Genomic DNA, 15,243 nt, shown 5'->3' with positions numbered 1-15,243 from the left:
TGTACGCGACTCAAAAAAGGGGGTTTCATGAGTGCATCATCCTCAGGAGAGGAAAAAGTAACCTGGGTGGGCTATCTGGCGTTCGTGCTCACCATCGTATTTTTCTCAGGTTTTTTCGCCAAAAGTACCGAATGGTGGCGCGTGCTGGATTTTACCGTCCTGAACGGCAGCTTTGGACCGGTGAACGGTGCGCTGACGTTTCGCGGCGAGGGCGGCACGGGAGCGAAAGATGGGTTTTTGTTTGCCCTTGAACTGGCGCCCTCGGTCATTTTATCGCTCGGGATCATTGCCGTTACCGAGGGGCTGGGCGGGCTGCGCGCCGCACAACAGCTTATGACGCCCATTCTGCGCCCGCTGCTCGGCGTGCCGGGCATTTGCTCTCTGGCGCTTATCGCCAACCTGCAAAATACTGATGCTGCCGCAGGGATGACCAAAGAGTTGACCAACGAAGGGGCAATTACTGACCATGAGCGCGCCATTTTCGCCACCTTCCAGACCAGCGGTAGCGCCATTATTACCAACTATTTTTCTTCCGGCGCCGCACTCTTTACCTTTATTACCGTCCCCGTAATCACGCCGCTTGCCGTCATTCTGGTGTTCAAATTTGTTGGCGCGAACTTTCTGCGACTGTGGATCGCCCACATGGAAGTTCGCTGCGCTCAGGAGGAAAAATGATCGCCCGGTCGCGTAAAAATATCATGGACTTGTTTATCGATGGCGCCCGCCGCGGCTTTACCATCGCCACCACCAGCCTGCTGCCGAACGTGGTCATGGCGTTTGTTATCATTCAGGCGCTCAAGGTAACCGGCCTGCTGGATATTGTCGGCAGGGTATGCGAGCCCATCATGGCTCTGTGGGGACTTCCGGGTGCGGCGGCAACGGTTCTTCTGGCCTCGGTGATGAGCATGGGGGGCGGTGTGGGGGTCTGCGCCAGTCTGGTCGCTGCCGGCACGCTCAACGGTCACGATGCCACCATCCTGCTGCCCGCCATCTATCTGATGGGTAATCCGGTGCAAACAAAACACGGGTCGTTGCCTTGGCACCGCAGGCGTCAACCCGAAGTATTATCCGCACATCATCGCTGTCTGCGTCATTAACGCCCTGCTCTCAATGTGGGTGATGCAACTACTCTTCTGAGGAGATAAAAATGGATTTTTCAGTGCTGGAACCGCACCTTTTCCGCAATGCGCAGCTTTACGCTCCCGAGGATCTTGGGCATTGCGATCTGCTGATTGCCGGAGGAAAAATCGTCGCAGTCGAAAAAGCTGGCCACGCCACAATGAGGCCAGACTGTCCTGAAAGCGATCTCGCCGGAGCGGTGGTTTGCCCGGGGTTTATCGATCAGCATGTACACCTGATTGGCGGCGGCGGTGAAGCCGGTCCCCACACCCGGACGCCAGAGGTACGATTGTCTGCGCTGGTGGCGGCTGGCATCACCTCCGTTGTAGGCCTGCTGGGCACCGACGGCGTGACCCGCCATCCCGAGTCGCTGCTGGCGAAAACGCGGGCACTTGAGCATGAAGGGATCAGCGCATGGATGCTGACAGGCGCGTATGGCCTGCCTTCTCCGACGATCACTGGCAGTATCGAAAAGGATGTGGCGCTAATTGATAAAATCATTGGCGTGAAATGCGCGATTTCTGACCATCGCTCTTCCGCACCGGCAGATGACCAGCTCGCGAATATGGCCGCCCAGTCGCGCGTCGGCGGGCTGCTGGGCGCCAAAGCGGGGATATCCGTATTTCACCTCGGCAACAGCCCTAAACTGCTGGAGCCACTGCTTAACATCCTGAATAACGCCGACGTGCCTCGCACGAAGCTGCTGCCAACCCACGTCAACCGCGCCCAGGCACTGTTCCACGCCGCACTGGACTATGCCCGCGAAGGGGGGTACATCGACATCACCACCAGCATCAGTGAGCCCATTGATGCCGCTACCGCCATCGCGACGGCCCGTGACGCGCAGGTGCCGTTTAACCGGCTCACGCTCAGCTCGGATGGCAACGGCAGCCAGCCGAATTTTGACGCAAACGGTAATCTTGTTGGCATTGGCGTGGCGGGTTTTGAGTCCCTGCTTGATACGCTACAGCAGCTGGTCGGCCGGTATCACCTGCCTCTGGAGGAGGCACTTCTGCCATTTACGCGTAACGTGGCGGAGTTTCTCGGTCTGGAGCATAAAGGGCGGATCGCGCCCGGATGCGATGCCGATTTCCTGGTGCTGACGGATGACCTGAAGATCCGTGAGGTCTGGGCGAAAGGCCGCCAGATGGTGCGTGAAGGCGTGGTGTGCGTGAAAGGCACGTTTGAGTAGAAGATAATAAAAAACCCCGGGCATTGCTGCCCGGGGCTCGTTCTGAGAGGTTCAGAACAGCATGATTACATCATGCCGCCCATGCCACCCATGCCGCCCATACCACCAGCAGCACCTAAGTCAGGCGCGTCGCCTTTAGGCAGGTCGGTCACCATGCACTCGGTCGTGATCATCAGGCCAGCTACAGATGCCGCGTATTGCAGAGCAGAACGGGTCACTTTAGTTGGATCCAGGATACCGAAGTCGATCATGTTGCCGTATTCTTCAGTTGCCGCGTTGTAACCGTAGTTACCTTCACCCGCTTTCACCTTGTTCGCAACCACAGACGGCTCTTCACCGGCGTTGGACACGATCTGACGCAGCGGAGCTTCCATTGCGCGCAGCGCAACTTTGATACCCACGTTCTGGTCTTCGTTCTGAGCAGTCAGGCCAGCCAGTTTAGCGGCTACACGCACCAGCGCGACACCACCACCAGCAACCACGCCTTCTTCTACCGCAGCACGGGTCGCGTGCAGGGCGTCGTCAACGCGTGCTTTCTTCTCTTTCATTTCAACTTCGGTAGCCGCACCGACTTTGATTACCGCTACGCCACCTGCCAGTTTCGCTACGCGCTCCTGGAGTTTTTCACGGTCGTAATCGGAAGTTGCTTCTTCGATCTGCTTACGGATCTGACCAACACGGCCCTGAATAGCGGCTTCTTCACCCACACCGTCGATGATGGTGGTGGTGTCTTTGTTGATCACAACGCGTTTCGCCTGGCCCAGGTCTTCCAGAGTCGCTTTTTCCAGCTCCATACCGATCTCTTCGGAGATCACGGTACCGCCGGTCAGGGTAGCGATATCCTGGAGCATCGCCTTACGACGATCGCCGAAGCCAGGTGCTTTAACCGCTGCCACTTTCACGATGCCACGCATGGTGTTAACCACCAGGGTCGCCAGCGCTTCGCCTTCAACGTCTTCAGCAATGATTACCAGCGGCTTGCCTGCTTTCGCAACGGCTTCCAGCACTGGCAGCATTTCGCGGATGTTGGAGATTTTCTTGTCAGCCAGCAGGATGAACGGGCTTTCCAGCTCAACAGCGCCAGTTTCTGGCTTGTTGATGAAGTATGGGGACAGGTAACCGCGGTCGAACTGCATACCTTCAACCACGTCCAGTTCGTCTTCCAGACCAGTACCGTCTTCAACGGTGATCACGCCTTCTTTACCGACTTTATCCATCGCTTCAGCGATCAGTTTACCTACGGTTTCGTCGGAGTTAGCGGAGATAGTACCAACCTGAGCAATGGCTTTAGAGTCAGAGCACGGTACGGACAGCGCTTTCAGTTCTTCAACAGCGGAAGCGACGGCTTTGTCGATACCACGTTTCAGATCCATTGGGTTCATGCCCGCAGCAACGGCTTTCAGGCCTTCGGTGATGATCGCCTGCGCCAGTACGGTCGCGGTGGTGGTACCGTCACCGGCAGCGTCGTTCGCTTTAGAGGCAACTTCTTTCACCATCTGTGCGCCCATGTTTTCGAACTTGTCTTCCAGCTCGATTTCACGTGCAACAGAAACACCATCTTTGGTGATGGTTGGCGCGCCGAAGGATTTGTCCAGCACTACGTTACGGCCTTTCGGGCCCAGAGTGACTTTCACTGCGTCTGCCAGTACGTTTACGCCGCGGAGCATTTTTACACGAGCGTCGTTACCGAATTTTACGTCTTTAGCTGCCATGTTCTTATTTCCTCAAATTCGTACAGTTTTCGTGCGTTAATTACGCTTCAACAATTGCCAGAATGTCGCTCTCGGACATGATCAACACTTCTTCATTGTCGATCTTCTCGGATTTCACGCCGTAGCCATCGTTGAAAATGACGATGTCACCAACTTTAACGTCCAGTGGCTGCACAGTTCCGTTTTCCAGGATGCGGCCCTTACCGACAGCGATGATTTCGCCACGCGTTGATTTTGCTGCTGCTGAACCGGTCAGAACGATGCCGCCAGCAGACTTGGTTTCAACTTCTTTACGTTTGACGATCACACGATCATGTAACGGACGAATACTCATTGATAGCTCTCCTTTGAGAAAGTCATTATCAGTTATGGATGACGCCGGTCCGCATGCGGTTTTCCGGCTAGTGCCCTGAGAGATGGGGATAGCTTTTTACCCCTTCAAGGGGTAATCGAAAAAAAATTTGCGAAAGTGTTACCATCCACTCTCTTTTGATGGTGGCGGGACGAGGTAAATGAGTGGACTCAGGCAGGAGTTGGGGCTGGCGCAGGGCATTGGCTTACTCTCAACGTCTTTATTAGGCACGGGGGTATTTGCGGTTCCCGCGCTGGCGGCGTTGGTTGCCGGCAATAACAGTCTTTGGGCATGGCCGGTGCTGATCGTGCTGGTGTTTCCGGTGGCGATTGTCTTTGCCATACTCGGGCGGCACTTCCCGAGCGCAGGCGGCGTAGCGCATTTTGTCGGCATGGCGTTTGGGCCGCGGATGGAGCGTGTCACCGGCTGGCTATTTTTGTCGGTGATACCCGTTGGCCTTCCGGCAGCCCTGCATATCGCAACCGGCTTCGGACAGGCGCTGTTTGGCTGGCACGATGAACAACTGCTGCTGGCTGAAATCGGTACGCTGGCGATTGTCTGGTGGGTTGGCTCGCGAGGGGCCAGTTCCAGCGCCAATCTGCAAACGCTGGTCGCCGTGTTAATTGTCGCGCTGATCGTCGCCATCTGGTTTGCGGGTGACATTACGGTGGCGGATATCCCTTTCCCCGCGATTAACGACATCGACCACGCACAGCTTTTCGCTGCACTATCCGTCATGTTCTGGTGTTTCGTCGGTCTGGAGGCGTTCGCTCATCTGGCATCCGAGTTTAAACAGCCCGAGCGTGACTTTCCCCGCGCTCTGATGATTGGCCTGCTGCTGGCGGGCACCGTGTACTGGGCCTGTACCGTACTGGTGCTGCACTTCAACGCGTTCAGTGAAGAGAAAGCCGCCGCCGCGTCGCTGCCGGGCATCGTGGTGCAGCTGTTTGGTGTTAAAGCCCTGTGGGTAGCCTGCGTGATTGGCTATCTCGCCTGCTTTGCCAGCCTCAACATTTATATTCAGAGCTTCGCCCGGCTGGTGTGGTCTCAGGCACTTTATAAACCGGATAGCCCCCTCTCACGCCTGTCAAAGCGTCAGCTTCCGGTGAATGCGCTGAATACCGTACTGGGCTGCTGCGTGGTGAGTTCCCTGGCCATTTATCTCCTCGACATCAACCTTGACGCGCTGATTGTCTACGCCAACGGTATTTTCATCATGATCTACCTGCTGTGCATGCTGGCGGGCTGTCGGCTACTGAAAGGACGCTTTAAGGCGCTGGCGGCTGTCGGGTGTGTCCTGTGCCTGATGCTACTGGCGATGGTGGGATGGAAGAGTGTGTACGCCATCGTCATGCTGGCGGGGCTGTGGGTGTTTTTACCGAAGCGGCAAGCTCCGCAGGCCCGGTGAGCGAGCGCCACCGGGCCAGAAACTCACCGATCGTCTTTATGATCTAACCGGTCGCGCTGCTCATCCTTACGCTGGTATTCCCCTTCAAAGGTATCCCCCGGGCCGGTGCTGAAACCACCGCCTGGCATACGGCTGAAACGCAGATGCGGTAGCAGCTTCATGGTCAGGTGCTTCTGCACCGGAGGCAACAGCAACAGCAGGCCGAGGAAGTCTGTAAAGAAGCCCGGCAGGATCAGCAGCAAACCAGCAATAATCAGCGACACGCTTTTGATCATCTCGGCGGCCGGGCTTTCGCCTGCGGCCATCTTCTGCTGCATTAACAGGAAATTTTTGAAACCCTGATTACGCACCAGCGACATGCCGATGACGGAGGTGAAGATCACCAGAATCAGCGTCAGCAGGACGCCCAGCACATGGGCAACCTGGATGAAAATCGAAATTTCAATGTAAACATAAAGAAAGAAAGCAATAAATGGTATCCAGCGCACTGGCATCTCCTGTGTAGCAGGCGCCTTCAGGCCCCTGACTGAATGTGTTCGCGAAGCGCGTAGATAAGAGATGGCGACGGTTAGCCAAATTTCAATCGGTTTGCACGGATATTTTTTCTGGAAATATTAAAGCGGTGACATATTTCACAGATTAATAATTATCATGAAATCGGGTCGATAATAAGTGATCCAGCTTACGGCAATTCGCTATCATCAGCATATGATCTCGAACATCTGGCCGATTGAGGGAATAATCGTCGGTCATAAAATATTCAAAACCACATATATACTGTGCGTTTAGTACAATCCATCGGCAGCTTGAAAAGAAGGTTCACATGTTAAACAACATTCGTATCGAAGAAGATTTGTTGGGTACCAGGGAAGTTCCAGCGGATGCCTACTATGGTGTTCACACTCTGAGAGCGATTGAAAACTTCTACATCAGCAACAGCAAAATCAGCGACATCCCTGAATTTGTGCGTGGCATGGTGATGGTAAAAAAAGCCGCGGCTCTGGCGAACAAAGAGCTGCAAACCATTCCTAAAAGCGCTGCAAATGCGATTATCGCCGCGTGCGATGAAGTGCTGAACAACGGCAAATGCATGGATCAGTTCCCGGTCGACGTCTATCAGGGCGGCGCGGGCACCTCTGTCAACATGAACACCAACGAAGTGCTGGCAAACATCGGCCTGGAGCTGATGGGTCATCAGAAAGGTGAATACCAGTACCTGAACCCGAACGACCACGTTAACAAATGTCAGTCCACCAACGACGCCTACCCAACCGGCTTCCGCATCGCGGTGTATGCCTCTGTCGTTAAACTGGTCGACGCGATTAATCAGTTGGGCGATGGCTTCCAGCGTAAAGCCGTTGAGTTCCAGGACATCCTGAAAATGGGCCGTACCCAGTTGCAGGACGCGGTGCCAATGACCCTCGGACAGGAATTCCACGCGTTTAACGTGCTGCTGAACGAAGAGACGAAAAACCTGCTGCGTACGTCCGAACTGCTGCTGGAAGTGAACCTGGGCGCAACCGCCATCGGTACACGCCTGAACACGCCAGATGGCTATCAGCAACTGGCGGTACAGAAGCTGGCTGAAGTGTCCAACCTGCCGGTTGTGCCTGCGGAAGACCTGATTGAAGCTACCTCAGACTGCGGCGCCTACGTGATGGTGCACAGCGCCCTGAAACGTCTGGCGGTGAAACTGTCCAAAATCTGTAACGACCTACGCCTGCTCTCCTCCGGTCCGCGCGCTGGCCTGAATGAAATCAACCTGCCAGAGTTGCAGGCGGGTTCATCCATCATGCCAGCTAAAGTGAACCCGGTGGTGCCAGAAGTGGTGAACCAGGTTTGCTTCAAGGTGATTGGTAACGATACGACCGTCACCATGGCCTCCGAAGCCGGTCAGCTCCAGCTGAACGTGATGGAGCCGGTGATTGGCCAGGCGATGTTTGAATCTATCCATATTCTGACCAACGCCTGCTACAACCTGCTGGAAAAATGCATTAATGGCATCACCGCGAATAAAGAAGTGTGTGAAGGCTACGTCTATAACTCCATCGGCATCGTCACCTACCTCAACCCCTTCATCGGCCACCACAACGGCGATATCGTCGGGAAGATTTGTGCCGAAACCGGTAAGAGCGTACGTGAGGTGGTTCTCGAGCGAGGATTGTTGACCGAAGCCGAACTGGACGATATCTTCTCCGCCCAGAACCTGATGCACCCGGCATATAAAGCGAAACGATATACCGATGAAAGCGAACAGTAACCGTTCAGGCTAAGCTTCCGAAAGGCACGTCACTTGTGACGTGCCTTTTTTCTTTATGGGCGTTACCAAAACACAACAATTCAATATCAACTTGTTAATGAGCAAGGCAGGTCTTTATGTTTGGAGCAGAACTCGTCATCGTCCTGTTGGCGATTTATTTGGGCGCACGACTCGGGGGAATCGGCATCGGTTTTGCTGGCGGTCTCGGAGTGCTTGTACTTACCCTGATCTTTCAGATTAAACCCGGCGCAATCCCTTTTGACGTTATCGAAATCATCATGGCGGTTATTGCTGCTATCGCGGCCATGCAGGTCGCTGGCGGTATGGACTACCTGGTGAGCCTGGCGGAGCGTATGCTGCGTCGCCATCCGAAATACATCACCTTCCTTGCCCCGCTGGTGACCTGGTTTATGACCATTCTCGCCGGTACTGGCCATACTGCCTTCTCCACGCTGCCGGTCATCACCGAAGTGGCGAAAGAGCAGGGTATTCGCCCGTCTCGCCCTCTTTCTATTGCCGTGGTCGCCTCCCAGATTGCGATTACCGCCTCGCCTATTTCCGCGGCGGTGGTCTTCTTCGCGGGCATCCTTGAGCCAATGGGCGTAAGTTACCTGACGCTGCTGGCAATCTGTATTCCGGTCACGCTGATTGCGGTAATGATCACTGCCGTGCTGTGTAACTTCCTCGGTGCCGAGCTGAAAGACGATCCGGTTTACCAGGAGCGTCTGGCAAAAGGTGAAGTGAGCCTGCGCGGTAGCCAGGTCTTCGAGCTGAAGCCGCATGCAAAACGCTCCGTGCTGCTGTTTCTGATTGGTATCGTCGCCGTGATGTTCTACGCGACCGCCATCAGCGACACGGTAGGTCTGATCCAGAACCCGGTTCTGCCGCGTAACGAAGCCATTGTGGTGTTTATGCTGACCATCGCGACGCTGATCAGCATCACCTGTAAAATCGACACCAGCGAAGTGCTGAACGCCAGCACCTTCAAATCCGGTATGAGCGCCTGCGTGTGCGTGCTGGGCGTGGCGTGGCTCGGTGATACCTTTGTGAAAGCGCACATCAGCGATATCCAGACCGTTGCAGGCGACCTGCTGCACAACTATCCGTGGCTGCTGGCAGTAGTGCTGTTCTTTGCCGCGACGCTGCTGTACTCCCAGGCTGCGACCACCAAAGCGCTGATGCCTGCGGCACTGATGCTGGGCGTTACGCCGCTGACGGCGATTGCCTCTTTTGCAGCGGTTTCCGCCCTGTTCGTGCTGCCAACCTACCCAACCCTACTGGCCGCAGTTGAGATGGATGACACCGGCTCAACCCGTATTGGTAAGTACGTGTTTAACCACGCGTTCCTCATCCCGGGCGTGGTGGCGATTACGCTCTGCGTGATCCTCGGCTTTATCATCGGCGGCATTGTGCTGTAAACGATTAGCCGTTGTAAAAATAGTTAAAAACGGGCCGCTCTGCGGCCCGTTTCATTAATGACCAACCGCCTTGCGTGATATAGTGAAGACTTTCGTGATGAGGAGGTCGACTTGTGAACACGCCTGATGCTGTTGTTGTACTGTGCACCGCCCCTGATGAAGCTTCTGCCCAGGATCTGGCCGCCAAAGTGCTGGCCGAAAAACTGGCTGCCTGTGTCACGCTTCTTCCCGGCGCCACCTCTCTTTATTACTGGGAAGGCAAGCTGGAGCAAGAGTACGAAGTCCAGATGTTGCTCAAAACCAACCTGACAAACCAGCAGGCTCTCCTCGACTGCCTCAAGTCTCATCATCCATACCAAACCCCGGAGCTGCTGGTGCTGCCAGTGGTCCACGGCGATAACGATTATCTCTCATGGCTCAACGCTTCATTACGCTGATCCTGCTGCTGTGCAGCACGTCAGTTTTTGCCGGGTTGTTTGACGCACCCGGCCGTTCGAACTTTATTCCTGCCGATCAGGCATTCGTTTTCGACTTTCAGCAAAACCAGCACGATCTCAGTCTCACCTGGCAGGTGAAAGAGGGTTACTACCTCTATCGCAAGCAGGTCAGCATCACGCCGACAAAGGCGAACGTCGGCGCATTGCAGATGCCCGCTGGCGTGTGGCACGAGGACGAGTTCTACGGTAAGAGTGAAATTTATCGCCAGCGCTTAAGCGTGCCCGTCACGGTGAACCATGCCGATAAAGGTGCCACATTAACGGTCACCTATCAGGGCTGCGCAGACGCCGGATTCTGTTACCCACCTGAAACAAAGGTCGTTCCGCTTAGCGAAGTGAAAGGCGCTGCCTCCCCTCTCCCATCAGGGGAGAGGGCCAGGATGAAGGGTGAAGGCGCAGGCGAAGCCACTTCAGACCTTCCGTTCTCAGCACTTTGGGCGTTATTGATTGGTATCGGCATCGCCTTTACGCCCTGCGTACTGCCTATGTACCCGCTTATCTCTGGCATCGTGCTGGGCGGTAAACAACGCCTTTCCACCGCCCGTGCGCTGTTGCTGGCCTTTATCTATGTACAGGGCATGGCGTTAACCTATACGGCGCTCGGCCTAGTGGTCGCCGCTGCCGGGTTGCAGTTCCAGGCCGCCCTTCAGCATCCTTATGTGCTTATCGGACTGTCAGCGGTGTTTATTCTGCTGGCGCTGTCGATGTTTGGCCTGTTCACCCTGCAACTGCCCTCTTCCCTGCAAACCCGTCTGACGCTGATGAGCAACCGTCAGCAGGGTGGCTCTGCGGGCGGCGTGTTCGCCATGGGTGCCATCGCCGGGCTGATTTGCTCCCCCTGCACCACTGCGCCGCTGAGCGCCATTCTGTTATACATTGCTCAGAGCGGCAACCTGTGGCTCGGCGGCGGCACGCTGTACCTCTACGCGCTCGGCATGGGCCTGCCGCTGATCCTGGTGACGGTGTTTGGCAATCGTCTGCTGCCGAAAAGCGGCCCGTGGATGGAGACGGTGAAAACCGCGTTTGGTTTTGTCATTCTGGCGCTGCCGGTATTTCTGCTGGAGCGCATCATCGGTGATGTGTGGGGTACACGTCTTTGGGCGATGCTCGGCGTGGCCTTCTTCAGCTGGGCGTTTATCGTGAGTCTGGGGGCGAAGAAACCGTGGATGCGCCTGCTACAGATCCTTCTGCTGGCGGCCGCGCTGGTGAGCGTCCGTCCGCTACAGGACTGGGCGTTTGGCACCCCGGCAGGTCAAACGCAGGCTCATCTGAATTTTATACAGATTAAAAACGTGGATGACCTTAACCACGCCCTGGCGCAGGCGAAAGGCAAACCGGTCATGCTCGATCTCTATGCCGACTGGTGCGTGGCCTGCAAAGAGTTTGAAAAATACACCTTCAGCGATCCGCAGGTACAACATGCGCTGAGCGATACCGTTCTGCTCCAGGCGAACGTAACCGCCAACAGCACGCAGGATAAGGCTCTGCTGAAGCAACTTAACGTGCTCGGGTTGCCTACCATCCTGTTCTTCAATGAACAGGGGGAAGAACAGCCGACGCAGCGTGTAACCGGGTTTATGGACGCGACGGCATTCAACGCGCATTTGCGCAATCGCCAACCGTAAACAACACTTTAGACGGGACAAACCGTTGGGAATAGCGGAGGAGATAACCGTGCAACGCGAAGACGTACTGGGACAAGCCCTGCAATTGCTTGAGATTCAAGGGATCGCCAGCACCACGCTTGAGATGGTCGCCGACCGTATCGATTACCCTCTGGATGAACTTAGGCGCTTCTGGCCGGATAAAGAGGCGCTGCTGTACGATGCCCTGCGCTATCTCAGCCAGCAGGTGGATATCTGGCGCAGGCAGCTGATGCTGAATGAAGAACTGACCACCGAGCAAAAGCTGCTGGCGCGCTATACCGCACTGACGGAGTGTGTTACCAACAACCGTTACCCAGGTTGTCTGTTTATCGCCGCCTGCACCTACTATCCGGATCCTGGGCACCCCATCCATCAACTGGCAGATCAGCAAAAACGAGCCGCGCACGAGTTCACACATGAGCTGCTGACCACACTTGAAGTGGATGATCCGGCAATGGTCGCGAAGCAGATGGAGCTGGTGCTGGAAGGTTGCCTGAGCCGCATGCCGGTGAACCGTAGCCAGGCGGATGTGGATACGGCGCACCGTCTGGCGGAAGATATTTTGCGGTTCGCGCAGTGTCGTATGGGTGGTGCACTGACCTAAGCCAGCATTCCCATCCAGGCGGAAATAAACAAACACAGCGCCATCGCGCGCTGAAATCGCACCATCGCCACGGTGGTGCGGAAAATCCGGTTCACCGCCTTCCCCAGCCACGCCCAGCACAACAAACAGACCACGGAGATCGCCAGAAACCATAGCGCCATCAGCGTAATATCCCGTAATGCATGGTCGCTTGCCGGAGTAAACAGGCTGACAACTGCCAGCGCCATCATCCATGTTTTTGGGTTTACAACCTGTAGTAACGCCGCCGCCCGCGCGGTAAATCGGACGTGACTTCTGGAGGAGAGATTCGCGGCCGGGGCGCTAAACAGCTGCCAGCTCATCCAGGAAAGCCACAGCACACCCGCCCAGCTCATTACCTGACGTATTAATGGATACTGGCGTAACACTTCTCCTGCCCCAGCGCCTGAAACCAGAACAATAGCGCTGGCGGCAATACACCCGCCCAGGATCGCAGGAACCGTATTTTTTACGCCAAAGTGCTGACTGTTAGCCAGTACCAGAATGTTGGTTGGCCCCGGTGTAATCGAGGCGACAAATGCAAACAGCAGGAAGGGTAATAAATTCACAGGTGACTCCTTTTTTATTAGAGCCACGAATGTGCCGTTATTTTCTGGAAACGTCTGGAAGGTTTGTGCACAACCGGCGGTAGTGTGCCGGAGAAATACGGTATGCACGCTGGAACCAGCGACCAAGATGGCTTTGATCGGCAAAACCCACTGCCGTCGCAACATCAACAGGCAGTTCCCCACACGCCAGCATCTGTCGGGCCTTTGCCAGTCGCAGCTGGATAAGCCAGGCGTGCGGTGCCAGGTGAAATTCGCGTTTAAAACAGCGGGTGAGGGTAAAGCGATCCGTACCCGTCTCGCGGGCAAGGTCTGATAGCCCCACGTTCTCGCCGATATGCGCATAGAGATAGTCGCGGGCACGATGCGCCACAGCGGAGCTTTGTAATTGCGACGGGAGTTTCTTACGCCAGTGGCAGTGGGTAGTTATCTGAGAGAGCAGGTTATCCATTGTGCTCTGTTGGACGATCTTCATCTCATCGTTATGCAACGAGGCAAATGTATCACCGATAGCGCGCACCAACTGAGGCTCTCGTGTCAGCGTTTGGGCAAAGTGGAGAGTGTAACTCCCGGGAGTAGAGTCATACAGGCCTTGAAGCGTATGGGTGAGCCAGTGTTCATCCAGATAAAAGGTCAGATAAGTAAAGCCGCCCTCTACCGGCGCATCACCGTCATGGATCTCCCCGGGCTCAAGTAAAAAAGCATCGCCCGGCTGGCTACGGTGGCGTTCACGGCGACAGTGGAACTGCTGCGTACCGGAAAGGGTTATTCCGACCAGATAGCTATCATGCCAGTGGGGATCAAAGGCATGTCCTTCGAAATGCGCCTTAATTGTCTCAATACCTGTTTCTGCATGCTGAAGCAGCTCAAGCCAGTCGTTTGCCATACTGCCCTCCTCTTACCGTCAGCATTGTCACATCTTGCCTGAACTGTCTGGAAGATTTGTGCAATTCCAGGGCACAAACGGACAGATTGCCGCAAACTTAAGCAGTTGAACAGCTTTTCCCGAAATAATGTTGACGATCGCGCGCGATTGCGGTTTAATGCGCTCCGTTGCCCGGATAGCTCAGTCGGTAGAGCAGGGGATTGAAAATCCCCGTGTCCTTGGTTCGATTCCGAGTCCGGGCACCACTATTTAAAGAACCCAGCCTATGGCTGGGTTTTTGCTTTTCTGTCCCCGCTACGCATTGAATTTTCCCTTCTGTCAGGTAATAGTGATTTTTTTTTCCTGACAATGAAAATGATATGACCTTATCTGCTTTAAAAGCCGGGTCACTGCTCCTGCTGATGATCCTGTTTTATACCGGCCTGTTCACGAGCGATCGCGTCACCTGGTTGATGGAGGTGACGCCCGTCATTATCATCATCCCACTTCTGCTTGCCACACACCGGCGATACCCTTTGACTCCCCTTCTCTATACTCTGGTTTTCTTCCACGCCATCATTCTGATGGTTGGTGGAATGTACACCTACGCAAAGGTTCCGGTTGGTTTTGAGGTTCAGGAGATGCTCGGGCTTAGCCGAAATCCGTATGACAAGCTCGGTCACTTCTTCCAGGGGCTGGTTCCCGCACTGGCAGCGCGAGAAATTCTGCTGCGCGGTGGGTATGTTCGTGGACATAAGATGACGGGGTTTCTGGTGTGCTGTGTTGCTCTGGCCATTAGCGCCACCTATGAACTCATTGAGTGGTGGGCTGCTTTGGCGATGGGACAGGGTGCGGATGATTTTCTGGGGACGCAGGGCGATCCATGGGATACCCAGTCTGATATGTTTTGCGCGCTGCTTGGTGCGTTAACGACGGTGCTGATCCTTGGGCGTTTCCATCAGCGGCAATTGCGTCGTTTGAATGTGGATAGTGCGCTCTGAGTTGCCGGATGGCGGCTTCGCCTTACGGCCTGCCGTTTTTCAGCAAACAAACGCAAAAAGGCCATCCTTGCGGATGGCCTCTTCACTTGTTTGATGCCTGGCAGTTCCCTACTCTCACATGGGGAGACCCCACACTACCATCGGCGCTACGGCGTTTCACTTCTGAGTTCGGCATGGGGTCAGGTGGGACCACCGCGCTAAAGCCGCCAGGCAAATTCTGTTAATCTGTATCAGGCTGAAAATCGTGTCTGTCTCTTCGCCAAAACACCTTCGGCGTTGTAAGGTTAAGCCTCACGGTTCATTAGTATCGGTTAGCTCAACGCATCGCTGCGCTTACACACCCGACCTATCAACGTCGTCGTCTTCAACGTTCCTTCAGGAGACTCAAGGTCTCAGGGAGAACTCATCTCGGGGCAAGTTTCGTGCTTAGATGCTTTCAGCACTTATCTCTTCCGCATTTAGCTACCGGGCAGTGCCATTGGCATGACAACCCGAACACCAGTGATGCGTCCACTCCGGTCCTCTCGTACTAGGAGCAGCCCCCCTCAATTCTCCAGCGCCCACGGCAGATAGGGACCGAACTGT

Annotated in this window: 14 protein-coding genes, 1 tRNA gene, 1 rRNA gene and 1 pseudogene; 11 read left to right on the top strand and 6 right to left on the bottom strand. The window is 55.2% G+C overall.

From position 1 onward, the window contains the following. Nucleotides 1-27: 27 nt before the first annotated feature. From SK47_RS01700 to iadA, 3 genes and pseudogenes are all read left to right on the top strand, one after another. Nucleotides 28-675: a nucleoside recognition domain-containing protein gene (locus tag SK47_RS01700; RefSeq protein ID WP_022650246.1), complete on the top strand. Its 648-nt coding sequence runs from the start codon at nt 28-30 to the stop codon at nt 673-675. Further along, a pseudogene (locus SK47_RS01695) lies at nt 672-1,137 on the top strand (YjiG family protein). Before SK47_RS01700 ends, SK47_RS01695 begins: the two are co-directional and overlap by 4 nt. Before the next feature lie 10 nt (nt 1,138-1,147). Then, the gene (gene iadA / locus SK47_RS01690; RefSeq protein ID WP_045351094.1) at nt 1,148-2,311 is read left to right on the top strand and encodes a beta-aspartyl-peptidase; all 1,164 of its coding nucleotides are present in this window, start codon (nt 1,148-1,150) and stop codon (nt 2,309-2,311) included. 65 nt (nt 2,312-2,376) lie between these two features. Here the strand turns inward: iadA and groL are convergent, their stop codons facing one another. After that, nucleotides 2,377-4,023: a chaperonin GroEL gene (gene groL / locus SK47_RS01685; RefSeq protein WP_003855930.1), complete on the bottom strand. Its 1,647-nt coding sequence runs from the start codon at nt 4,021-4,023 to the stop codon at nt 2,377-2,379. 40 nt (nt 4,024-4,063) lie between these two features. Further along, nucleotides 4,064-4,357, bottom strand: coding sequence for a co-chaperone GroES (locus tag SK47_RS01680; RefSeq protein ID WP_003855929.1), 294 nt, complete (start codon nt 4,355-4,357; stop codon nt 4,064-4,066). Nucleotides 4,358-4,535: 178 nt separating this feature from the next. Between SK47_RS01680 and yjeH the strand changes: the two genes are divergently transcribed. Then, nucleotides 4,536-5,783: an L-methionine/branched-chain amino acid transporter gene (gene yjeH, locus SK47_RS01675; RefSeq protein ID WP_003855927.1), complete on the top strand. Its 1,248-nt coding sequence runs from the start codon at nt 4,536-4,538 to the stop codon at nt 5,781-5,783. 23 nt (nt 5,784-5,806) lie between these two features. On the opposite strand, the gene SK47_RS01670 is transcribed toward yjeH, so the two are convergent. Next, nucleotides 5,807-6,271: an FxsA family protein gene (locus SK47_RS01670; RefSeq protein WP_003855925.1), complete on the bottom strand. Its 465-nt coding sequence runs from the start codon at nt 6,269-6,271 to the stop codon at nt 5,807-5,809. A gap of 335 nt (nt 6,272-6,606) precedes the next feature. Between SK47_RS01670 and aspA the strand changes: the two genes are divergently transcribed. The 5 genes from aspA to SK47_RS01645 all read left to right on the top strand — a co-directional run bounded on the left by aspA (nt 6,607) and on the right by SK47_RS01645 (nt 12,208). After that, on the top strand, nt 6,607-8,043 hold the full coding sequence (gene aspA, locus SK47_RS01665) for an aspartate ammonia-lyase (RefSeq protein ID WP_003855923.1): 1,437 nt from the start codon (nt 6,607-6,609) through the stop codon (nt 8,041-8,043). A gap of 116 nt (nt 8,044-8,159) precedes the next feature. Continuing rightward, nucleotides 8,160-9,461: an anaerobic C4-dicarboxylate transporter gene (locus SK47_RS01660; RefSeq protein WP_003855921.1), complete on the top strand. Its 1,302-nt coding sequence runs from the start codon at nt 8,160-8,162 to the stop codon at nt 9,459-9,461. Nucleotides 9,462-9,574: 113 nt separating this feature from the next. Beyond that, a complete protein-coding gene (gene cutA, locus SK47_RS01655) occupies nt 9,575-9,898 on the top strand; it encodes a divalent cation tolerance protein CutA (RefSeq protein WP_003855908.1) in 324 nt (107 codons plus the stop codon). Next, complete coding sequence (locus tag SK47_RS01650) at nt 9,874-11,583, top strand: protein-disulfide reductase DsbD (RefSeq protein WP_003855907.1); 1,710 nt, start codon at nt 9,874-9,876, stop codon at nt 11,581-11,583. The genes cutA and SK47_RS01650 overlap by 25 nt, the downstream gene beginning before the upstream one ends. Before the next feature lie 49 nt (nt 11,584-11,632). Then, nucleotides 11,633-12,208, top strand: a complete 576-nt coding sequence (locus SK47_RS01645; protein WP_048243388.1) for a transcriptional regulator — start codon at nt 11,633-11,635, stop codon at nt 12,206-12,208. On the opposite strand, the gene SK47_RS01640 is transcribed toward SK47_RS01645, so the two are convergent. Further along, on the bottom strand, nt 12,205-12,795 hold the full coding sequence (locus SK47_RS01640) for a LysE family translocator (protein WP_048243386.1): 591 nt from the start codon (nt 12,793-12,795) through the stop codon (nt 12,205-12,207). The genes SK47_RS01645 and SK47_RS01640 overlap by 4 nt on opposite strands. Nucleotides 12,796-12,832: 37 nt before the next feature. Beyond that, on the bottom strand, nt 12,833-13,678 hold the full coding sequence (locus SK47_RS01635; RefSeq protein ID WP_048243384.1) for an AraC family transcriptional regulator: 846 nt from the start codon (nt 13,676-13,678) through the stop codon (nt 12,833-12,835). A 169-nt stretch (nt 13,679-13,847) separates the two neighbouring features. Between SK47_RS01635 and SK47_RS01630 the strand changes: the two genes are divergently transcribed. Both SK47_RS01630 and SK47_RS01625 read left to right on the top strand, forming a co-directional pair. Continuing rightward, nucleotides 13,848-13,923, top strand: a tRNA-Phe gene (locus SK47_RS01630). 114 nt (nt 13,924-14,037) lie between these two features. Then, on the top strand, nt 14,038-14,658 hold the full coding sequence (locus tag SK47_RS01625; protein ID WP_032608268.1) for a DUF2238 domain-containing protein: 621 nt from the start codon (nt 14,038-14,040) through the stop codon (nt 14,656-14,658). Between the two features lie 95 nt (nt 14,659-14,753). On the opposite strand, the gene rrf is transcribed toward SK47_RS01625, so the two are convergent. Continuing rightward, a 5S ribosomal RNA gene (gene rrf, locus SK47_RS01620) occupies nt 14,754-14,869 on the bottom strand. Nucleotides 14,870-15,243: the final 374 nt, after the last annotated feature.

Origin of the sequence: Enterobacter sp. BWH52, from assembly GCF_001037565.1 — a bacterium.
In the GTDB taxonomy this organism is placed as follows: domain Bacteria; phylum Pseudomonadota; class Gammaproteobacteria; order Enterobacterales; family Enterobacteriaceae; genus Enterobacter; species Enterobacter hormaechei_C.
The sequence above is the reverse complement of the archived record's forward strand: the minus strand, read 5'-3'. Positions and strand labels throughout refer to the sequence as shown.

What these genes read in the sequence shown, in the direction of transcription:
- SK47_RS01700 (WP_022650246.1), top strand. Translation starts at nt 28, where the DNA reads ATGAGTGCATCATCCTCAGGAGAGGAAAAAGTAACCTGGGTGGGCTAT.
- iadA (WP_045351094.1), top strand. Translation starts at nt 1,148, where the DNA reads ATGGATTTTTCAGTGCTGGAACCGCACCTTTTCCGCAATGCGCAGCTT.
- groL (WP_003855930.1), bottom strand. Translation starts at nt 4,023, where the DNA reads ATGGCAGCTAAAGACGTAAAATTCGGTAACGACGCTCGTGTAAAAATG.
- SK47_RS01680 (WP_003855929.1), bottom strand. Translation starts at nt 4,357, where the DNA reads ATGAGTATTCGTCCGTTACATGATCGTGTGATCGTCAAACGTAAAGAA.
- yjeH (WP_003855927.1), top strand. Translation starts at nt 4,536, where the DNA reads ATGAGTGGACTCAGGCAGGAGTTGGGGCTGGCGCAGGGCATTGGCTTA.
- aspA (WP_003855923.1), top strand. Translation starts at nt 6,607, where the DNA reads ATGTTAAACAACATTCGTATCGAAGAAGATTTGTTGGGTACCAGGGAA.
- SK47_RS01660 (WP_003855921.1), top strand. Translation starts at nt 8,160, where the DNA reads ATGTTTGGAGCAGAACTCGTCATCGTCCTGTTGGCGATTTATTTGGGC.
- SK47_RS01650 (WP_003855907.1), top strand. Translation starts at nt 9,874, where the DNA reads ATGGCTCAACGCTTCATTACGCTGATCCTGCTGCTGTGCAGCACGTCA.
- SK47_RS01635 (WP_048243384.1), bottom strand. Translation starts at nt 13,678, where the DNA reads ATGGCAAACGACTGGCTTGAGCTGCTTCAGCATGCAGAAACAGGTATT.
- SK47_RS01625 (WP_032608268.1), top strand. Translation starts at nt 14,038, where the DNA reads ATGACCTTATCTGCTTTAAAAGCCGGGTCACTGCTCCTGCTGATGATC.